Below are 16,760 nucleotides of genomic sequence, written 5' to 3'. Positions count from 1 at the left end.
CACAGCTGCATACAGAAGGCATGCGTTAACAAGATAGCAATATTTTTCAGCTTTATTCTATACTACAACGGCAAATCCACCCGGAAACATATTTACTTAAAACGGACAGATAAACTAAAAAGCCCCGGCATTACGCCAGGGCCTTTCTTATGTGTGTAACTAAACTTTACTAGAAACTGTACCTTACACCAATCTGCGCCTGATAAGGATCACCAGATGGGCCCGGTATACCCGAGTTGTTTACACGGTAAATAAACCTTTGGTTGGCTTTGTCAAATGCAGGAACAGCAGGGCTGGTATCCGTTTTAGGAATACCTATTCCATACAGCGCCTGGTTGCCCATATTTTTGCTTACACCCCATGTTTTCTTAAACATATTGGCTACGTTAAACAAATCACCGGAAACCTCCAATGCATGTGTTTTATAGATTTTGAACTTTTTGCTGATGCGCAGGTCAAAAGTGCCATAAAAGCCATTTACACCGCCGTTTCTTTCCGCCATTCCGCCGGCATATTTATTAATGTAATTCTTAAGGCTTTTGCTGGCGCTAGGGTTGTTCAGAATAGTATTCAAGCCATTTCTTACATTCTGGGCAGTTTTGCTTGAGTTAGGGTCGAAAACATAGGCCAGATCGTTAGTACCCACCACAAAGTCACCATTGGTGTTTCCGCCGGATAATAAGCTGTAACGGGTACCGCCTATGCCAGAGAAGCGTACGCCTATGCTGATACCATAAAAAGTAGGCAGGGTACCAAATACCACCACTTTATGACGGAACTGGTTATCAGAATAAGTCATTCTGCTCAGATCACGCGGATCATCTTTTACAGGCAGAGAAAGGGTGGCAGAGTTTGCCACGTTACCGTTAAAAGAAGTATTGTCTTTGGCATCATTATAAGTATAGCTTACAGAAACATCACCATCCCTGTAATACTGCCAGGAGGCATCCAGCACCACAGCATACTGATTTACCTTTCCAATGCTGTTCAACTCCAGCACACGGCCCAGCTTATTAGAAATACGTCCCTGTAACCAGTCAGCAGAACCATTTTCGGGCATTTTTTCCAAAGGAATATATACGCCACGGTTACCTTCTTCCGGCAGTGTAAACTGCGGTGTAGTTACCATGTTGCGGTCCAGATACATATAGTTGTTACGCCCCAGCGTAGCATAGCCGGTAACGGTAGCCTTCAGCTTAGGAGTAAAAAAGTGTGTATACGACAGGTTAGCCTTATACATCACCGGAATTTTAGCGTTCGTACCATTGGTATTAATAGTAGCCAGCTGAAAAGCAGGTAAAGTGGGTGCTGTAGCAGTACCATTGCGGTAGCCAATAAAATCAGCAACCGGCACATTAGGGGCACGCACATCCACAGTAGCAGAATGCTTACCATCAAATACCAGGTTATTAATCAGTACATAGTTGTTGATGTCTGACGCAAATACACCCGCACCAAAGCGAATAATGTCTCTATGCTTTTCATTAATATCATAAGTCAATTGCACACGTGGCTGAATAACGGCAGACTTCAGTTTGTTATCCGTACGGATATTCAGTTCGGTCTGCACCAGTTGGTTCAGCGGAGATTTTGGATAGTGTGCGTAATCAAAACGCAAACCACCGGTAAAATCCAATCCTTTGCCCAACGAAGTCTGCATCTGGCCATATACACCTGCATTCAGAATATTACCGGTAACGCCCGGATCATCCATTAAAGGCACCTCGCGGGAAAAACGGTAAGGCGTGTTGGCTATAAAATTATCTATATCCTGATAATAGAAACGTCCGTTTACTTCACTACCGTATCTGGAACGGGAATGCGTGTACATTACATCAATACCAAAAGTATATTTTACTTTATCGGTAGTGAGATATACGTTATCTACCAGCTGTAGCACATGGTTGCGGAAATTCTCCTGTGCAAAACGATGTCCACCAATCTGAATAGCAACCGTTCTGGTAGCACCATTAATGGTAGAAGCTACCTGATCTACCGTTGCACGGGGAATATTGCCTTTAGGCAGATCATCTCCCGGCTCACTGCTCTGGTAAGTATACAGGTGTTGCACTTTCAGCTCATTGGTAAGCTTAGAACTTACAGAAGTACGTAAAGTAGCCAGTAAGCTGTTATCTCTGTTAAAGTCGTTACCGGTACTTTCATACAGGTTAATAGCAGTATTATCTACCAACCCCAGTTTGTTACGGTCGTTGGTAAAGTTATCGCGGATAGTTAACAGGTTTTTACTGTTAATCTGCCAGTCTAAACGTAAAAAAGCAGCATCAGATCCTCTGTTCTTATCAAAAGAACCATACTGAGGCTTGTTAGAAACACCGTATTTAGAACGGGCAACGCTTACAAAATTATCCAGAGAAGCTTTGGTAATACTATAGGTATTTTCATCAGCCGGTGACTGCACATCGGCAATAACTAATGAACGCATATCCCGCTGATGATCCCACGCTATAAAATAATGCAGCTTGTCCTTAATAATCGGGCCACCCAGTGAAAAACCATACTGATAAGTAGAATAGTTATTATTACGTACGTTACCTCTGATATCATACTTGCTGGCCAGCCAGTTGGCACGTCCATAACCGAAAACACTTCCGGTAACGGTGTTGGTGCCCTGCTTGGTAACCGCACTTACTGTACCACCACCTGCACGGCCATAGGTAACATCGTACTGGTTAGTAACTACTTTAAATTCACGCACCGCCTCAATAGAAATAGAATAAGGCGCACCACTACGGCTGGTAGTAGCACCTGCCGAAGTTGGGTTTTTAGCATTCATACCATCAATAGTGTAGTTGGTAGAAGAACCCAGCTGGCCCGAAATATTACCACCACGGCTTAACGGAGAAAGATCCATCAGCGTAGTAAAATTACGTCCGTTAACAGGCAGCCTGGTCATGGTTTTGGCAGAGATAGCCGTTGCCGCACCAATGTTTTCAGATTTATTTTTCAGGCCGGAAGCAACTACTTCCACCACCTGAAGTGTAGAAGCTTCTGTTTGCATATCCATGGTAAGCTTAATAGCGTCACCCTGGCTAAGCATATAACCGCTTCTCTTCTGTTCTCCAAAGCCTACATAGGTTGCACTTACCGTATAAGGCCCGCCCAGTGGCAATTCCTTAAACGTAAACGAACCTTGTGCATTGGTAACTGTTTTGGTAAAAAAGCCGGTAGACTCATTTCGCACCGACACGTTTGCTCCTGCCTGTGGCTTTTGCTCGTGATTGAGAATTACGCCGGAAATAGAAGCCTGAGTAGTCTGGGCCTGTACATAACCGCCAAAAGCAAAAAGCACCATCAGCAGTAGTAAGGCATGAAGGGAATGTTTAAACATAAGATAATTGGGAAATTATTTTAACAAAACTATAAGCGTTATATTAAGCTAATGTTTCCCCAAAATGACCAAATTAATACCTTCACCTTTTTAAAGAGAATAGGAAGAATGGCAGCACTGATAATAAAAACTATTGACAACAGGTATTCACAGCAGGTAGTAGATCTGATACTTCCCATACAACAAATAGAATTCCAGGTTCCCGTTACTTTGGCAGACCAGCCAGACCTGCAGGATATTGATAATTTTTACATTACACCCGGCGGTGGCTTCTGGGGTGCATTTGAAGGCGATCTGCTGGTTGGCACTATTGCCCTTATTGCTACCGGCCACAACGCAGGTGCCATCCGCAAAATGTTTGTACGAAAAGAATACAGAGGCAGGGAAACAGGAGTAGCCCAACAGTTGTTAGATAAACTTATACAATATAGCCACCAACAGCACATAAACGATCTCTATCTGGGCACAGTAGATATTTTAAAAGCAGCACTGCGTTTTTATGAGCGTAATGGATTTAACGTAGTATCAAAGAAAGACCTGCCTTCCTATTTCCCGGTAATGTCTGCAGATAATGTATTCTACCACCGGCACCTGTTATAAAACATAAAGCATCATTTCTCAAAACAAACCGCAGCAATAGCTGTTAGTTAGCAAAAAGCAATTGATTGTACCTTACACAACCTGAGTATTATGAAGTCGGAAAAACAAAAAATGCTAAGCGGAGAATTATATCTGGCTACAGATAACGAATTACTTTCAGAACGGGAACGTGCAAGTCAACTGGTTTTTGAAATCCACAGCCTGCCACCCGGCAATCCTCAAAAGCAGTTATTATTTAAAAAACTACTGGGCACCACGGGCAACAGCTTTGTAATAGAAAAGGGCTTCCATTGCGATTATGGTTATAATATTCACCTGGGCGAAAACTTTTACGCCAATGTAAACTGCACCATACTGGATTGCGCAGAAGTACGAATTGGCAACAACGTATTATTCGCACCCAACGTAGGTATATACACCGCCGGCCACCCATTAGATACCACCTTACGTGTAGCAGGGCAGGAATTTGCCTATCCTGTTACCATTGGAGATAACGTATGGCTGGGTGCCAATGTACTGGTGCTACCCAATGTAACCATAGGCGCCAATACTGTAATTGGTGCCGGCAGCGTAGTAACCAAAAACATTCCCGCCAATGTAGTGGCAGTAGGCAATCCCTGCCGCGTGGTAAAAGAACTAACCACTTCCTGAAAATAAAATCGGTTGTATCACCTTCGATACAACCGATTTTGCCTTAATAAGGCCGTTCCGGTATAAGACTTCTATATCACTCCAGAAACCCTCCGTACCCGCTTTATCAGAAGAATAGCAATCATTCTTTACTATCGTGCCACCAGCGAACGGTATCTGCTCAAAGCTTCCAGGTAATAATAGTCAGCATACACTAACGGTACATCAATTTCACTACTGTGCGGAATACTGCCTACACTATGTTTTAATATAAAATCACCGTTCTGCCCTTCGGGTGCCAGATACACCGGGCTGCTAAGCGCATGCAATATGTTGATGGCCGCCTGTTTATATTTCTCGCCCTTACTACCCAAAAACGTACTCAGTTCCAGCAGCGCAGAAGCGGTAATAGCAGCCGCAGAAGCATCCCGGTATTTGGCAGCTGCTTCAGGTGCATGTGATTTTACAGAAGGCTGGTATCCCACTTCATTGGCGTTAAAATCCCAGTAAGCCACTTTATCAGAAGGCAAGGTTTTCTGGTTCAGATAAAAATCTGCCATCTTTTGCGCAGCAGTCAAAAAACGTTTTTCTCTGGTTTCCCGGTAAGTCATGGTAAAGCCATAAATACCCCATGCCTGTCCGCGCGCCCAGGTAGAGTTATCAGAATACCCTTGTGCTGTTTCGCGGGCCAGCACCGCACCGGTACCGGCATCATAACATACCACATGGTAACAGCTGTAATCGGGCCTTAACTGATTTTTTAAAACAGTAGTGGCATGCTGTACCGCTATGTTTTTATACTGCGCATCGCCGGTAACGCGTGAGGCAAAAAACAGCAGTTCCAGGTTCATCATATTGTCAATAATCACCGGATAGTTGTATTTGTTTTTGCCATCCCAGGAGCCGAAGTTGTTCCAGGATTTAATGCTGCCGGTTTTGGCACTGAAACGGGTAGCCAGCGACTTTGCTGATTGTATCAGAATGTTTTTATATTCCTCCTTACCGGTAAGGCGATAAGCATTGCCATAGCTGCAATACATCATAAAACCCAGATCATGATGGCCGGTAAAGGTTTGCAACGCAGCCAGCTTTTCTGTCCATTTTATCGCTTCCGCTTTCAGAATCTCCTCTTTGGTTGCCTCATAAGCATACCATAAAGAACCGGGAAAAAAGCCGGAAGTCCAGTCATACTTATCCGTCAGTTTCAGATGCCCCTGCTTATCAGTAGTTCTGGGAAAAAGCGTGTCTACCCCATTGGCAGTTACCAGCATCTTTTTCAACCGGCTGGCACCGCCGGAAAGCTGGCCATTGATAAATTCGTTTTCATTGTTGGCGGGTGTAAAAGCAAACAAAACGCCTGCAAGCACCCAAAGCAATCTGCTGTTTTTTTTCATTTTCATATTTGTATATATCCACTGCTCATCATAAAACGGCACAGAAAAAATCAGTCTGCCGCCGTAAAACAGGGAGTAAAAAATAGGGCAAACAAGATACGTTTTAAAATATCTCTTGCCTAAACATTATCAACTATCGCAAAATTTCAACGGCAACAAGGTATTAACAGGCACTTCAATCTACCACGGCCACAATTCATTTTCATTTTTTATTGAAAATTCAGAAAACACAGTATACCTTTGAACTGTCAAAGCGTAACACACTTTAAAACAGAAAGCTATGAACACGCTGGCGTATATTATTTACCTCACGCTTACCTATTTCATCACCTTTCGCGTGGGCCTCATCTTTTACAAAAACGGCAGGGTATTCATTATTACCATGTTGGATAACAATGAATCACTCACCCAATTCATCAATAAAATGTTGCTGAAAGGGTACTACCTGTTAAATCTGGGATATGCGGCCCTGATGCTGCGTAGCTGGAATACCATTGCCACCTGGAAGGAACTGATAGACAGCGTTGCCGGTATGACGGGCAGGATATTGCTTACCCTGGCGGTGATTCATTTCTTTAACATGAGTGCTATTTATATACTCAGCAAACGTAAAAATCATTATTTATCATCTAAACCATAAGCTATGCGCACCTCTTTCAATTTTGTAGCCTATCTCGTATACCTGCCTGTAATTATTCTGTTAACATGGTACGTGGCACATACCCTGTTTAAAAACAGTAAAGTGTTTATGCTGGATATTTTTCATGGCAAGGCAGATATAGCTATAGCCACCAATAAGTTATTTGAAACCGGCTTTTACCTGCTAAACCTGGGCTTTGCATTAACCATTATGACCATTGCGCAGGAAATATTCACCAGCCGCAGTATGCTGGAAATACTGGGCACCAAAATAGGTGGCTTCTGTATTTATCTGGGCATTATGCTATTCTTCAATCTGTATCTGTTTTTCAGGGGCAGAAGAATCTCTAAACTAAAAACAGCCGGAGTACCTGTACAGCAATAAAGTAAAAGGGGTAGCGTATCCTGCACGATACGCTACCCCTTTTTATTCCCAGCCTCAATAAAACCAACTATCAGATTAACGTTATCCGGCGCCGGCCTATAATGTTATTTCTTTCATTGCTAACGATACAGCTTTAACGCAGCCGCCTCTTTCTCAAACAGGGTTTCCGGTTGGCGGTAATATTGTATAAAGTCCGGTGCAGCCGCATGTCCTTTATAAGGTATATAGTATTCCATCGCATTATCCTTTGGTTTAAACCCGGCATTACGCCAGTATAACAGATAAGCAAAATGATGCTTCTTAACAGCGGCACTTACAGTTTTGGTAAACCACTGCACATCCGGTATCAGGTTATAACCCAGTTCACCAATGGCCGCAATTTTTTGCTTCTCCTTTGCCACCGCTTCTACTACCGATAACTGTGCCGATAACTTCTCTGCAAAAGCAACACTGTTAGAAGGCGCTCCATACTGATAACCATCAAATGATACAATATCTACATAGTCATCTCCCGGATAACGTTCCAGAAACTGCTCCTGTGTTTGAAAATCATTCGCAGTATTATAACAGATCAGCAGGTTATGCAGCCCCTTCGTATTACGCAAATAATCCACTTCAAAACGAAACAGCATAATCAGTTCTGCCGCGGTACAACTTTTAGCGCCCCACCAGAACCAACTGCCCGTAAGCTCATGAAAAGGACGGAATATCAAAGGAATCGCCTCCCCCTTCTTTCCCTTCAGGCTTTTGAGAAAGCCGGCTACCGTATCTAACTGCTGTACAAACAACGCATGCTTGCTACCGCCCGGCAATATAGCTGCCACCGTACCACTGGTTGTATCCCAGGCACTTTTTCCGGTAAGCGGGTTATTGCCATGCCAGCTGATAGTAATAGCGCCACCCCGTTCATATCCTTCACGTATATACTTTTTCATGGCCGCAAACGGTACGCTGTCCAGGTTAACCGGTGCACCTTTTTCCAGATCGCCCAGTTCCCAGCCGTATAAAGCAGGATAATCGCCAGTAACCGCTTTCACATCACTATTACCCGCTTTGTACTTCCAATGCACGCCATAAGCCAATGCATCCTGATGCCCTACCAGATATCCGCGGGCAGGCAAGCGGTAAAGATTTTTATATAAAGCTATAGTAGACTTTGTAGCTTTTTTGTCCGCCGGCAGCCGCTGCGCATTTGCACCTGCTGCCAACATAAACAGTACCGTCCACAACCATTTATGCTTCTGTATCATACACCAACTTCTCATTAATTAACGTACTTCCAGCGAAGCCTCCAGTACATCACGGGAGTTTCCACCTGCATACACAGTAAACTTACCAGATTCCAGCACCAGATTACCAGAGGCATCATAAAAGCTCAGTACTTTATCATCTACCTTCCAGCTGATTTGTTTGCTCTCACCGGGTTTCAAACTTACTTTTTCAAAACCTTTCAGTTCTTTCACCGGACGAATTACCGCAGCAGCATAATCGCGTATATACCACTGCACCACCTCTTCACCTTCCCTGTCACCCGTATTGCTAACTGTTACGGTAGCAGTTACTACCTTGCCCTTATCCGTCAACGCACTGCTCAGCTGCAGGTTACTGTATTGAAAGCTGGTATAGCTTAAACCAAAACCAAACGGATACAACGGCTCACGCGGAATATCCCGGTAACGGCTGTACCAGTTGCCCTGGCCATCTGTCTGTACCGGCCTGCCGGTATTAAAATGATTATAGTAAACAGGTATCTGACCCACCGCATACGGAAAACTCATTACCGTTTTGCCGGTAGGATTAGCCACACCCGATAAAATATTCGCCAGCGCGTTACCACTTTCTGTACCCAGTATCCAGCCATATACAATAGCATCTGCCAGTTCTTCAACAGCAGTAAGCACCAATGGGCGTCCTGCTGATACCACGGCAATAACAGGCTTACCGGTAGCTTTCAAAGCCTTCAGTAACTGCACCTGCGCCTCAGGAACTACCGGGTTGGCCAGCGAGCGGTCTTCACCCGCCATTTTGCCGGATAAACCAATATTCACCAACACCACATCCGATTTGGCAGCATTGGCTATTGCTTCCGCAATCAGTTTATCATCGGTAGTAGCATCTGCACGATACCCGGCCGCAAAGCTTACCTGCTCCGCACCCCATACTTTACGCACACCTTCCAGTAGTGTAACTGCACTTTTAAATTCCCCCTGCGCAATCCAGAAATCAAACAAATCCTCTTTACTATCTGCATAATGCCCCACCACAGCAATGCGGGCGCTTTTATTACTAATGGGTAATACTTTATTGTTATTCTTCAATAACACCACCGCCTCCTGTGCAGCCTGCAGCGCCTGCTGCCGGTTAGCAGCAGTAAACAGGGTCGCTTTCTCCCGGTTTACATCACAATATTTATAAGGGTTATCAAAAAGCCCCAGTTTAAACTTAGCTTCCAGTATGCGGCCAACAGCTTCATCCAGTTGATGTACAGTAACCTTCCCCTGTTTCAGTAATTCAGGTAAGTGCGCTATCATTACCCTTGCTTCCATATCCATCATACTGCCTGCCTGCAAGGCTTTCGCCGCCGCATCGGCTGCATCCGCCGCATATCCCCAGGTAATCATTTCTCCAAACGATGCCCAGTCGCTCACCAGAAAGCCGGTAAAGCCCCATTTCTTTTTCAATACATCGGTTACCAGATAATGGCTGCCACTTACCGGCACCCCTTCAAATGTGTTAAAACCATTCATTACCGATGCCGCCCCGGCTTTAACAGCCGCTTCATAAGGTGGCAGGTATTTGTTCCAGAGCGCTACGCGCGACACATCGGTATAGTTATACTCCCGGCCCGCTTCCACCGCACCATAGGCAGCAAAATGTTTTACACAAGCCAGTACATGCTGCTCATCCAGGTTACCCTGAAAGCCTTTTACGCGGGCAGCAGAAACCAGCCCCGCATACCATGGGTCTTCACCTGCCCCTTCCATTACCCGGCCCCAGCGTATATCATTGCCAACATCACACATAGGTGCAAACGTCCAGTGTATACCGGCAGATGCCGCTTCACGCGCTGCTACACCAGTATTCTTTTCTATGTTATTCAGGTTCCAGCTACAGGCTTCTGCCAGCGGAATAGGGAAAATAGTTTTGTATCCATGTATTACATCATAACCAAACAGCAATGGAATACCTAAACGGCTGTCCTCTATGGCAATGGTTTGTATGGCTTTGGTTTCTGTAGCACCAATAACGTTAAGCATAGAACCCACTTTTCCATCACGCACCATCTGCATTTTAGCCTGCTGACCGGCATCGTTTAATGCGGGGCCGGTAAAGGCCCCACCGGTAAGCTGATTCAGTTGACCCGCTTTCTCTTCCACGGTCATCCGTTTCAGCAGGTCTTTCACTCTGGTTTCCACTGGTAGGGCTGCATTTTTGTACATAGCGCTTCCATCCTGTTTTTTCTGTGAGTAAGCAAAACCGGTAAGTAGTCCGGCAGTTAGCAATAGATAAAATTTACGTAACAGCATCGTCAGATTGTTTTATATAGGTGCCTGTTGAATCCTTTTCATAATTTCTATACATGCCCTGCTGTTGTGATATGGGCATTTCCAGAGGCCAGCCTTGTCTTCACCCGGCATAACGGCATAGTCTTCCCGCACGCCCCAAAACCATTCGCCATTCGTTTTATCCAGCAGGTGTTGCTGAATAAACGCCCAGCTGCTGAGCGATGCATTAAGATACGCTTCTTTACCCGATAACTGCCAGGCATTAAAATAGCCCACCATAGCCTCCGCCTGCGGCCACCAATGTTTTTCTTTCAGCAGATGTGCGTCCGCAGGTTCAAATTCATACCACAGGCCACCATCTGTATCCAGCCCCCGGCTGGCAGCATCTGCCATTGCCAGCGATAAAGGTTGTATCCTTTTCAGTAATGCGTCATCCTGTATTATTTCCGCCGCCTCCTGTACCAGCCAGGCTGCTTCTATATCATGTCCGTAGGATACTGTTTGCGATTTCACCTGCCATTCGTTCCCAAAAAACAACAGCAGGTGATATGTAGTTTTATCAATAATACGCTCCGTAAACAAAGTAATCAGTTCAGCAATATGTGCCCGCAGCCCCACATCCGGCCATATCCGGTACAGGTTGGCAAAGCCTTCCAGTACATGCAGATGCGTATTCATCGACTTTTTCTCATTCGCATCTTTGGCACTCAGCCGCAGATCAGCTATCTCTTCCCAGTTACGGGTAAGCGCTTCAATAAAACCACCATTCACCGCATCATAGCTGTGCATTGCAATATCATGATACAGGGCTATAGCATCCGTTTTCGCAGCTTCATTGCCAGATGCCAGATAGTATTCACTCAATCCGTACACCGCAAATGAAAGTGCATAAATCTGCTTTTTGGTATCGGCAGGCTTGCCCGTATTATCCACTGTCCAGTATACACCTCCGTACTCCCGGTCTATAAAGCAATCCGCTATATACCGGTACGCCCTTTCCGCCAGCTGCAGGTAACGCTCGTTTTTAGTAAGCAGATACCCGGCGGAAAAGCTCCATAAAATACGGCTGTTCAGCACACTGCCTTTTACAGCCGTTGCATCTGTTTCATTCGCATTGTTTACCCTGCCAATAAAACCGCCATACAGTTCATCCACCGTATGCGTTGCCCACCAGGATAGAATATTATCCAGCTCTGCCGCAACTTCCTTCCTGTAGGTGTCCAGTTGTTTGCTCATGTATATCCCCTTTAGTGTGCCGCTGTAGCCTTTTGCTGTTTTACAGTTTCGTTGGCTGTAATAATACGGTTAACTGTATTTACCGATTCTGCAGAAACAAAGCCATCCTCCGGTGTATTCACTACATAATCCACCAGCTTTTCAATGGTTGAAGTAGCCACATGCAAACGCGTATCGGATGAAGCATAATAAATAAACACCTCACCATTATCATCTGCAATCCAGCCATTGCTGAATACCACATTCGATACATCACCTATACGCTCCTCCCCTTCCGGCGCCATAAAGTAACCGGCGGGTTTGTGGGTTACGCAGGTAATATCTGCCAGGTCGGTCATAAACATATATAACACATACCGCAAACCAGCAGCCGTATTACGCACGCCGTGCGCCAGATGCAGCCAGCCCTGCTCCGTTTTAATGGGTGCAGGCCCCAGCCCGTTCTTGGCTTCGTATACGGTGTGATAAATTTTCTTATCAATTACTACCTCCTCCTCAATCACCGCCTTTTCAATAGAAGCACTTAGCCCAAAGCCAATACCGCCACCTTTACCGGCCTCAATAAAACTGTCCTGCGGGCGCGTATAAAAAGCATATTTCCCCTGCACAAACTCAGGATGCAGCACCACATTACGCTGCTGTGGTGAGGGTGTTACCAGATCAGGCAGGCGTTCCCAGGTAAGCAGGTCTTTGGTACGTGCTATGCCACACTGGGCTATAGCGGCAGACTGATTGCCTTCCGGTGCTTCCGGGTCGCGGCGCTCTGCGCAAAACAGGCCGTATACCCAGCCATCTTCGTGCTGCACCACCCGCATATCATAAATATTGGTAGAAGGGTCTTGGGTATCCGGCATGGTAACCGGCCTGTTCCAGAAAGCAAAATCAATTCCGTTGCTGCTCTCCGCCACTGCAAAAAAAGACTTCCTGTCTAGCCCTTCCACACGCGCCACCACGTAATATTTATTATTCAGTTTAATAGCACCCGCATTAAACACCGCATTAATACCAAACCTCTCCATCAGGTAGGGGTTGGTTTCAGGGTTCAGATCGTACCTCCACTGCAACGGGGCATGCTGTGCCGTAAGCACAGGATACATCCAGCGTTCGTACACTCCATTACCCAGCAATTCCCTTTTGTTTTCCCGTGCCAGCAAATCAGCATGTTCCTGCTCCAGTGCCGCCAGTCTCTTTTCAAAATTTTTCATAATAACATCTGTTTACACCTGTGTATTAGTTTTTTCCTGCCGCCGCTTCAGCAGCTCCTGGCTTACATCCTGCATAAAGGCATCGCTCAGTTTATAAAACACAATAAATATTGCCGACAACAACGCACCCACCGCCGGTACCACACTCAGCATCATACGTATGCCGGTGCGCGCACCTTCCGTTTGCACCATATTGGCTTCAAACCCCCATATAGCCAGCAGCCAGCCGGTTAAAGCACCGCCCAGCGTCCAGCCCAGTTTCTGCGACATAGAAGAAGAAGAAAAAATCAGCCCCGTAGCCCGTCTGCCGGTTTTCCATTCAGAGTAGTCGGCAATGTCTGCATACATAGACCATAACAGCGGGAATATGCTTCCCGCACAAATACTGATGAGCAACTGAAACACCATTATCAGTGCCACATCCTTTTCAGTAAGAAAATAAAAACCACAGCTTAACAGGGTTGCCACCAGCATGGCGTAGAAGAAAGTATTTTTCTTACCTATTTTATCACTCACCGGCTTAGCCAGCACCACCCCTATAATATTAGCGCCCTGGCCCAGAACCAGATACAGGGTACTATACCCTACTGCCACATGCACCAATGGTAACTGAAAAGCCTCCTGGTTACTGAAATAATATTTAAAATAATACACTGCCGATCCATCACGCAGCGAATTGAAGATGAGGGTAAACACACCTGCACCCAGCAGTATAAAAAAGGGCTTATTAGCCACCAGATCAGCAAGATCTGTTTTTAAAGTATTCTTCTGCTCCTGCACCGGCGTAACCCTTTCACGCGTCCAGCGGAAAGTGAGATAAAACAATACCACCGCAATCACTGCATAAATAGCCATAAATAGCTGCCAGCCCTTCTTCAGATCAGCTCCGCCCAGCGCTTTCACCAGGGGCTCCGCAGTTGCCAGCACCAATATGCTGCCTGCAAAAGCGAAAATGAAGCGGAAGGTAGATAAGGTAGTACGCTCTTTAATATTAGCCGTCATTACCCCCATCAGCGAGGCGTAAGGCACGTTAATAGCAGAATATACCATCATCATCAGCGTATAGGTAACATAAGCATACACCAGCTTTCCGTTGGCAGTAAAATCAGGTGCCGTAAACGTAAGCACCCCGGCTATACCAAAAGGTACCGCCACCCATAGCAGATACGGCCGGAACTTACCCCAGCGGCTTTCTGTACGGTCAGAGATGATACCAATAAGCGGGTCTAACGCCGTATCCCAGATACGGGTAATCAGAAACATAGTACCTACTGCTGCTGCCGCTATACCAAACACATCGGTATAGTAATACAACAGATATACAGAAAACAGTTTCCAGAACATGGAAGAGGCAAAATCGCCAAACCCATAACCAATCTTTTCTTTTGTACTTATTTCCAAGTGATAGTCTTTAAAATCTTACTTAGAATGGATGAATGAACGTATCAGCTTCCAGGTACTTACATCGCTGTCAAACACCGTATTTAACCCCTGCTCTTCCTGCGGTGGGTCGCCCATAAAGTCGTTCCCTTCTTTCCAGAAGGTTTGCCCTTCAATGGGGCGCGCAGTGCCACCAAAAGCCCAGAAGTTGCAACCTGCCACAGGCCCACCCTGTGTGCGGCTTTGTTTCCATACACCAAAGATGGAAGCAAACAATTCATTGCGCAGGGTTACTGCAGCAGACGGCTCAAAAGCATGTCCGTTCCGTGGCAACCCAAACTCTTCCACCACCAGCGGCTTCTTCAGTTGCTGTGCAATAGCCGCATGGGTTTGTATATAACTCACTGCTTTTTCTTTTACCACCGGTAAAGACGCCGCAATCGCCGTGTCTTTAAACCAGCTCCAGTTTTTGGGCCATATATGCAACGTAAGGTAATCTACCTGCGCAGGTGTATGTACTTCGCGGAACAGGTCGGCAGATTCTTCTGTACCCATAATTCCCTCTGTACCCAGCGTTATCAGGTGGTTACCATCCAAAGTTTTAATGTAGGCAGCAGTAGCTGCCGTCCATTGTTTATAAGCATCCACCGCAGCAGGGCGCATAGGGCGGGGTTCATTTGCCAGTTCCCAGGCCATAATAGCCGGTTCGTTACGGTAACTGCGTTTGGTATACCTGTTTACATGCGTAATAATATATTCCACCTGTTTGCGGTAATCTTCCTGGCAGGGTGTGCAATGGTAAAAGCGGCTGGTGTTATCCCGTAGGTCACCCCAGTTCATTTTGCTTTTCATAGCACTGTCAGTCAGTTGTCCGTTCCAGTTCAGGTATTGCAGAAAGCCGCCACTCCACTCCCAGTTATTGCTTAAAAACAATACTGCATACATCTGCCGTTTCCCCATTTCGTACAACAGGTAATCCAGCCCCTCCATCCATTCTTTGTTGTACACACCATGCTCTGGCTGTAATACAGGCTTTACACGCTCTACCCCGTTCACCAGCCCGTGCCCTTCCGATCCGGCCAGTACCCGCAGGTTGGTTACACCCTGCGCTTTTAAAAAGTCCAGTTCTTTACGCAGCCGGGCCTTGCCTTTCTCTGCATCTTTTCCCTGCGCCAGCAGTCCGCCATACCAGTAATTGGTTCCTATAAAGTACCAGGGTTTATTGTTCACCACAAACTGCCCGTTCTTTACAGCAACATATTGCTGCCGCTGTTGGGCGGCAGCAATAAAAGGCATTATAGCAGCTAACAGTATATACAAACAGCGTTGTGTCATTTATAGCAACTTATTATTTAATGAAGATTACATCATCAAAATACAGCACCGCATCCCCGTCATTCGGCCCCTGTATCATCCATCCCAGGCGCTGCATAGGACTGCCAGTTGCCCACAAACCAATATCCTCTATTTTAAGTTTGTAGTAAGTCCATACGTTGGCAGGTACCACAATGGGTGTGCTTTTATCTGAGTTACCATAATCACCACCCGCTTTCTTATCAGCAGTAAGGTAATAGGTAAGATCTCTGTCGGCTCCTTTTACCCAGAAAGAGAAGTATCTGTACCCTGCACTATTATCCATACCGGGCGACCAGTTGGCAAAACCATCAGCGCTCCAGCCACCTTTGCCATAAGTAGCTTTGAACGATCTGGTACCCGATTTGGCAAAAGCAGAGGATATCTCTGCCGGCCCCCAGGAACCATTGTCCCATCCGGCACCATAACCATCCAGAAACACTGCATAAGCATTATCTATTGATACAAACTCCTGCGTAGTGGTAATTGTTCCAGCGGCGTTGGTAATATCCAGCTTAAACAGAGATAACGCCGTGCTGGCAGGCATTTTAACCACCAGCGAGGTAGCGGTTTTAGATACCACTGTCAACTCTGTAGCAGCACCACTAATCAGTACTTTAGTTACATCATCCAGGTTTTTACCGGTAAGGGTAATTTCCGCGCCGGCAGTAAAGTTGTAGTTAGATACCGTTGTAATAGCCGGTAAGCCCAATACCGTAAATGGCACTTTAAACTCCACACCTGCACTGTTTTTAAACAGAATGTTCTGCTGGCCCGGTACCGCATCGGCCGGTATACGAAACAGAATAGCATTGTCAGTATTCAGGTTGGGGTTAACATTTACCTCCACACTGTCTTTTTCAAACCAGATACCGGTAATAGCGCCTAATCCGCTCCCGGTTACCGTTAGCAATGCATTGGCAGCGCCCTGCCCTGGTTCTATTTTATTGGCAGCAGGATTGGAAGAAGCTGTACTCAGCGGCTTCGCTTCCTTTTCACATGAGGCTATCAGCATCGTTACTGAAATTGCCGGCAGCAGCAATATCCAGCTTATAAAATTTCTTTTCATACTATCTATAATTG

Annotated in this window: 13 protein-coding genes; 4 read left to right on the top strand and 9 right to left on the bottom strand. The window is 45.8% G+C overall.

The annotated features are described in order from the left end of the window. Nucleotides 1-169 precede the first annotated feature (169 nt). Nucleotides 170-3,349, bottom strand: a complete 3,180-nt coding sequence (locus IEY13_RS02935) for a TonB-dependent receptor (protein WP_188950460.1) — start codon at nt 3,347-3,349, stop codon at nt 170-172. Nucleotides 3,350-3,457: 108 nt separating this feature from the next. On the opposite strand from IEY13_RS02935, the gene IEY13_RS02930 reads away from it, so the two are divergent. Together IEY13_RS02930 and IEY13_RS02925 are read left to right on the top strand one after the other, a co-directional pair. Beyond that, on the top strand, nt 3,458-3,949 hold the full coding sequence (locus IEY13_RS02930; protein WP_188950459.1) for a GNAT family N-acetyltransferase: 492 nt from the start codon (nt 3,458-3,460) through the stop codon (nt 3,947-3,949). Between the two features lie 90 nt (nt 3,950-4,039). Then, nucleotides 4,040-4,600 (top strand): sugar O-acetyltransferase, encoded by a 561-nt coding sequence (locus IEY13_RS02925; protein ID WP_188950458.1) that lies wholly within the window; start codon nt 4,040-4,042, stop codon nt 4,598-4,600. A gap of 131 nt (nt 4,601-4,731) precedes the next feature. Here the strand turns inward: IEY13_RS02925 and IEY13_RS02920 are convergent, their stop codons facing one another. Then, nucleotides 4,732-5,979 carry a glycoside hydrolase family 88 protein gene (locus IEY13_RS02920; protein ID WP_229687696.1) on the bottom strand — a complete coding sequence of 416 codons (1,248 nt, stop codon included), beginning with the start codon at nt 5,977-5,979 and terminating at the stop codon, nt 4,732-4,734. Nucleotides 5,980-6,253: 274 nt separating this feature from the next. On the opposite strand from IEY13_RS02920, the gene IEY13_RS02915 reads away from it, so the two are divergent. Beyond that, on the top strand, nt 6,254-6,613 hold the full coding sequence (locus tag IEY13_RS02915) for a hypothetical protein (protein WP_188950457.1): 360 nt from the start codon (nt 6,254-6,256) through the stop codon (nt 6,611-6,613). A gap of 3 nt (nt 6,614-6,616) precedes the next feature. Continuing rightward, the gene (locus IEY13_RS02910) at nt 6,617-6,997 is read left to right on the top strand and encodes a hypothetical protein (RefSeq protein WP_188950456.1); all 381 of its coding nucleotides are present in this window, start codon (nt 6,617-6,619) and stop codon (nt 6,995-6,997) included. Nucleotides 6,998-7,116: 119 nt separating this feature from the next. Here IEY13_RS02910 and IEY13_RS02905 read toward each other — a convergent pair whose 3' ends face one another. From IEY13_RS02905 to IEY13_RS02875, 7 genes are read right to left on the bottom strand one after another with little or no spacing between them, the layout of a single operon-like run. After that, nucleotides 7,117-8,247, bottom strand: a complete 1,131-nt coding sequence (locus tag IEY13_RS02905; RefSeq protein ID WP_229687695.1) for a glycoside hydrolase family 26 protein — start codon at nt 8,245-8,247, stop codon at nt 7,117-7,119. An 18-nt stretch (nt 8,248-8,265) separates the two neighbouring features. Further along, on the bottom strand, nt 8,266-10,524 hold the full coding sequence (locus IEY13_RS02900; RefSeq protein ID WP_188950455.1) for a glycoside hydrolase family 3 N-terminal domain-containing protein: 2,259 nt from the start codon (nt 10,522-10,524) through the stop codon (nt 8,266-8,268). Between the two features lie 12 nt (nt 10,525-10,536). Then, the gene (locus tag IEY13_RS02895) at nt 10,537-11,739 is read right to left on the bottom strand and encodes an AGE family epimerase/isomerase (RefSeq protein ID WP_188950454.1); all 1,203 of its coding nucleotides are present in this window, start codon (nt 11,737-11,739) and stop codon (nt 10,537-10,539) included. 11 nt (nt 11,740-11,750) lie between these two features. Continuing rightward, nucleotides 11,751-12,944 carry a glycoside hydrolase family 130 protein gene (locus IEY13_RS02890; protein WP_188950453.1) on the bottom strand — a complete coding sequence of 398 codons (1,194 nt, stop codon included), beginning with the start codon at nt 12,942-12,944 and terminating at the stop codon, nt 11,751-11,753. A 12-nt stretch (nt 12,945-12,956) separates the two neighbouring features. Next, the gene (locus IEY13_RS02885) at nt 12,957-14,345 is read right to left on the bottom strand and encodes an MFS transporter (protein WP_229687694.1); all 1,389 of its coding nucleotides are present in this window, start codon (nt 14,343-14,345) and stop codon (nt 12,957-12,959) included. An 18-nt stretch (nt 14,346-14,363) separates the two neighbouring features. Continuing rightward, complete coding sequence (locus tag IEY13_RS02880; RefSeq protein WP_229687692.1) at nt 14,364-15,644, bottom strand: glycoside hydrolase 5 family protein; 1,281 nt, start codon at nt 15,642-15,644, stop codon at nt 14,364-14,366. Nucleotides 15,645-15,672: 28 nt separating this feature from the next. Further along, a complete protein-coding gene (locus IEY13_RS02875; RefSeq protein WP_188950451.1) occupies nt 15,673-16,746 on the bottom strand; it encodes an IPT/TIG domain-containing protein in 1,074 nt (357 codons plus the stop codon). Nucleotides 16,747-16,760 lie beyond the last annotated feature (14 nt).

Source organism: Filimonas zeae (assembly GCF_014641615.1).
GTDB lineage: Bacteria > Bacteroidota > Bacteroidia > Chitinophagales > Chitinophagaceae > Filimonas > Filimonas zeae.
This window is presented reverse-complemented; position numbering and strand designations above follow the sequence as displayed.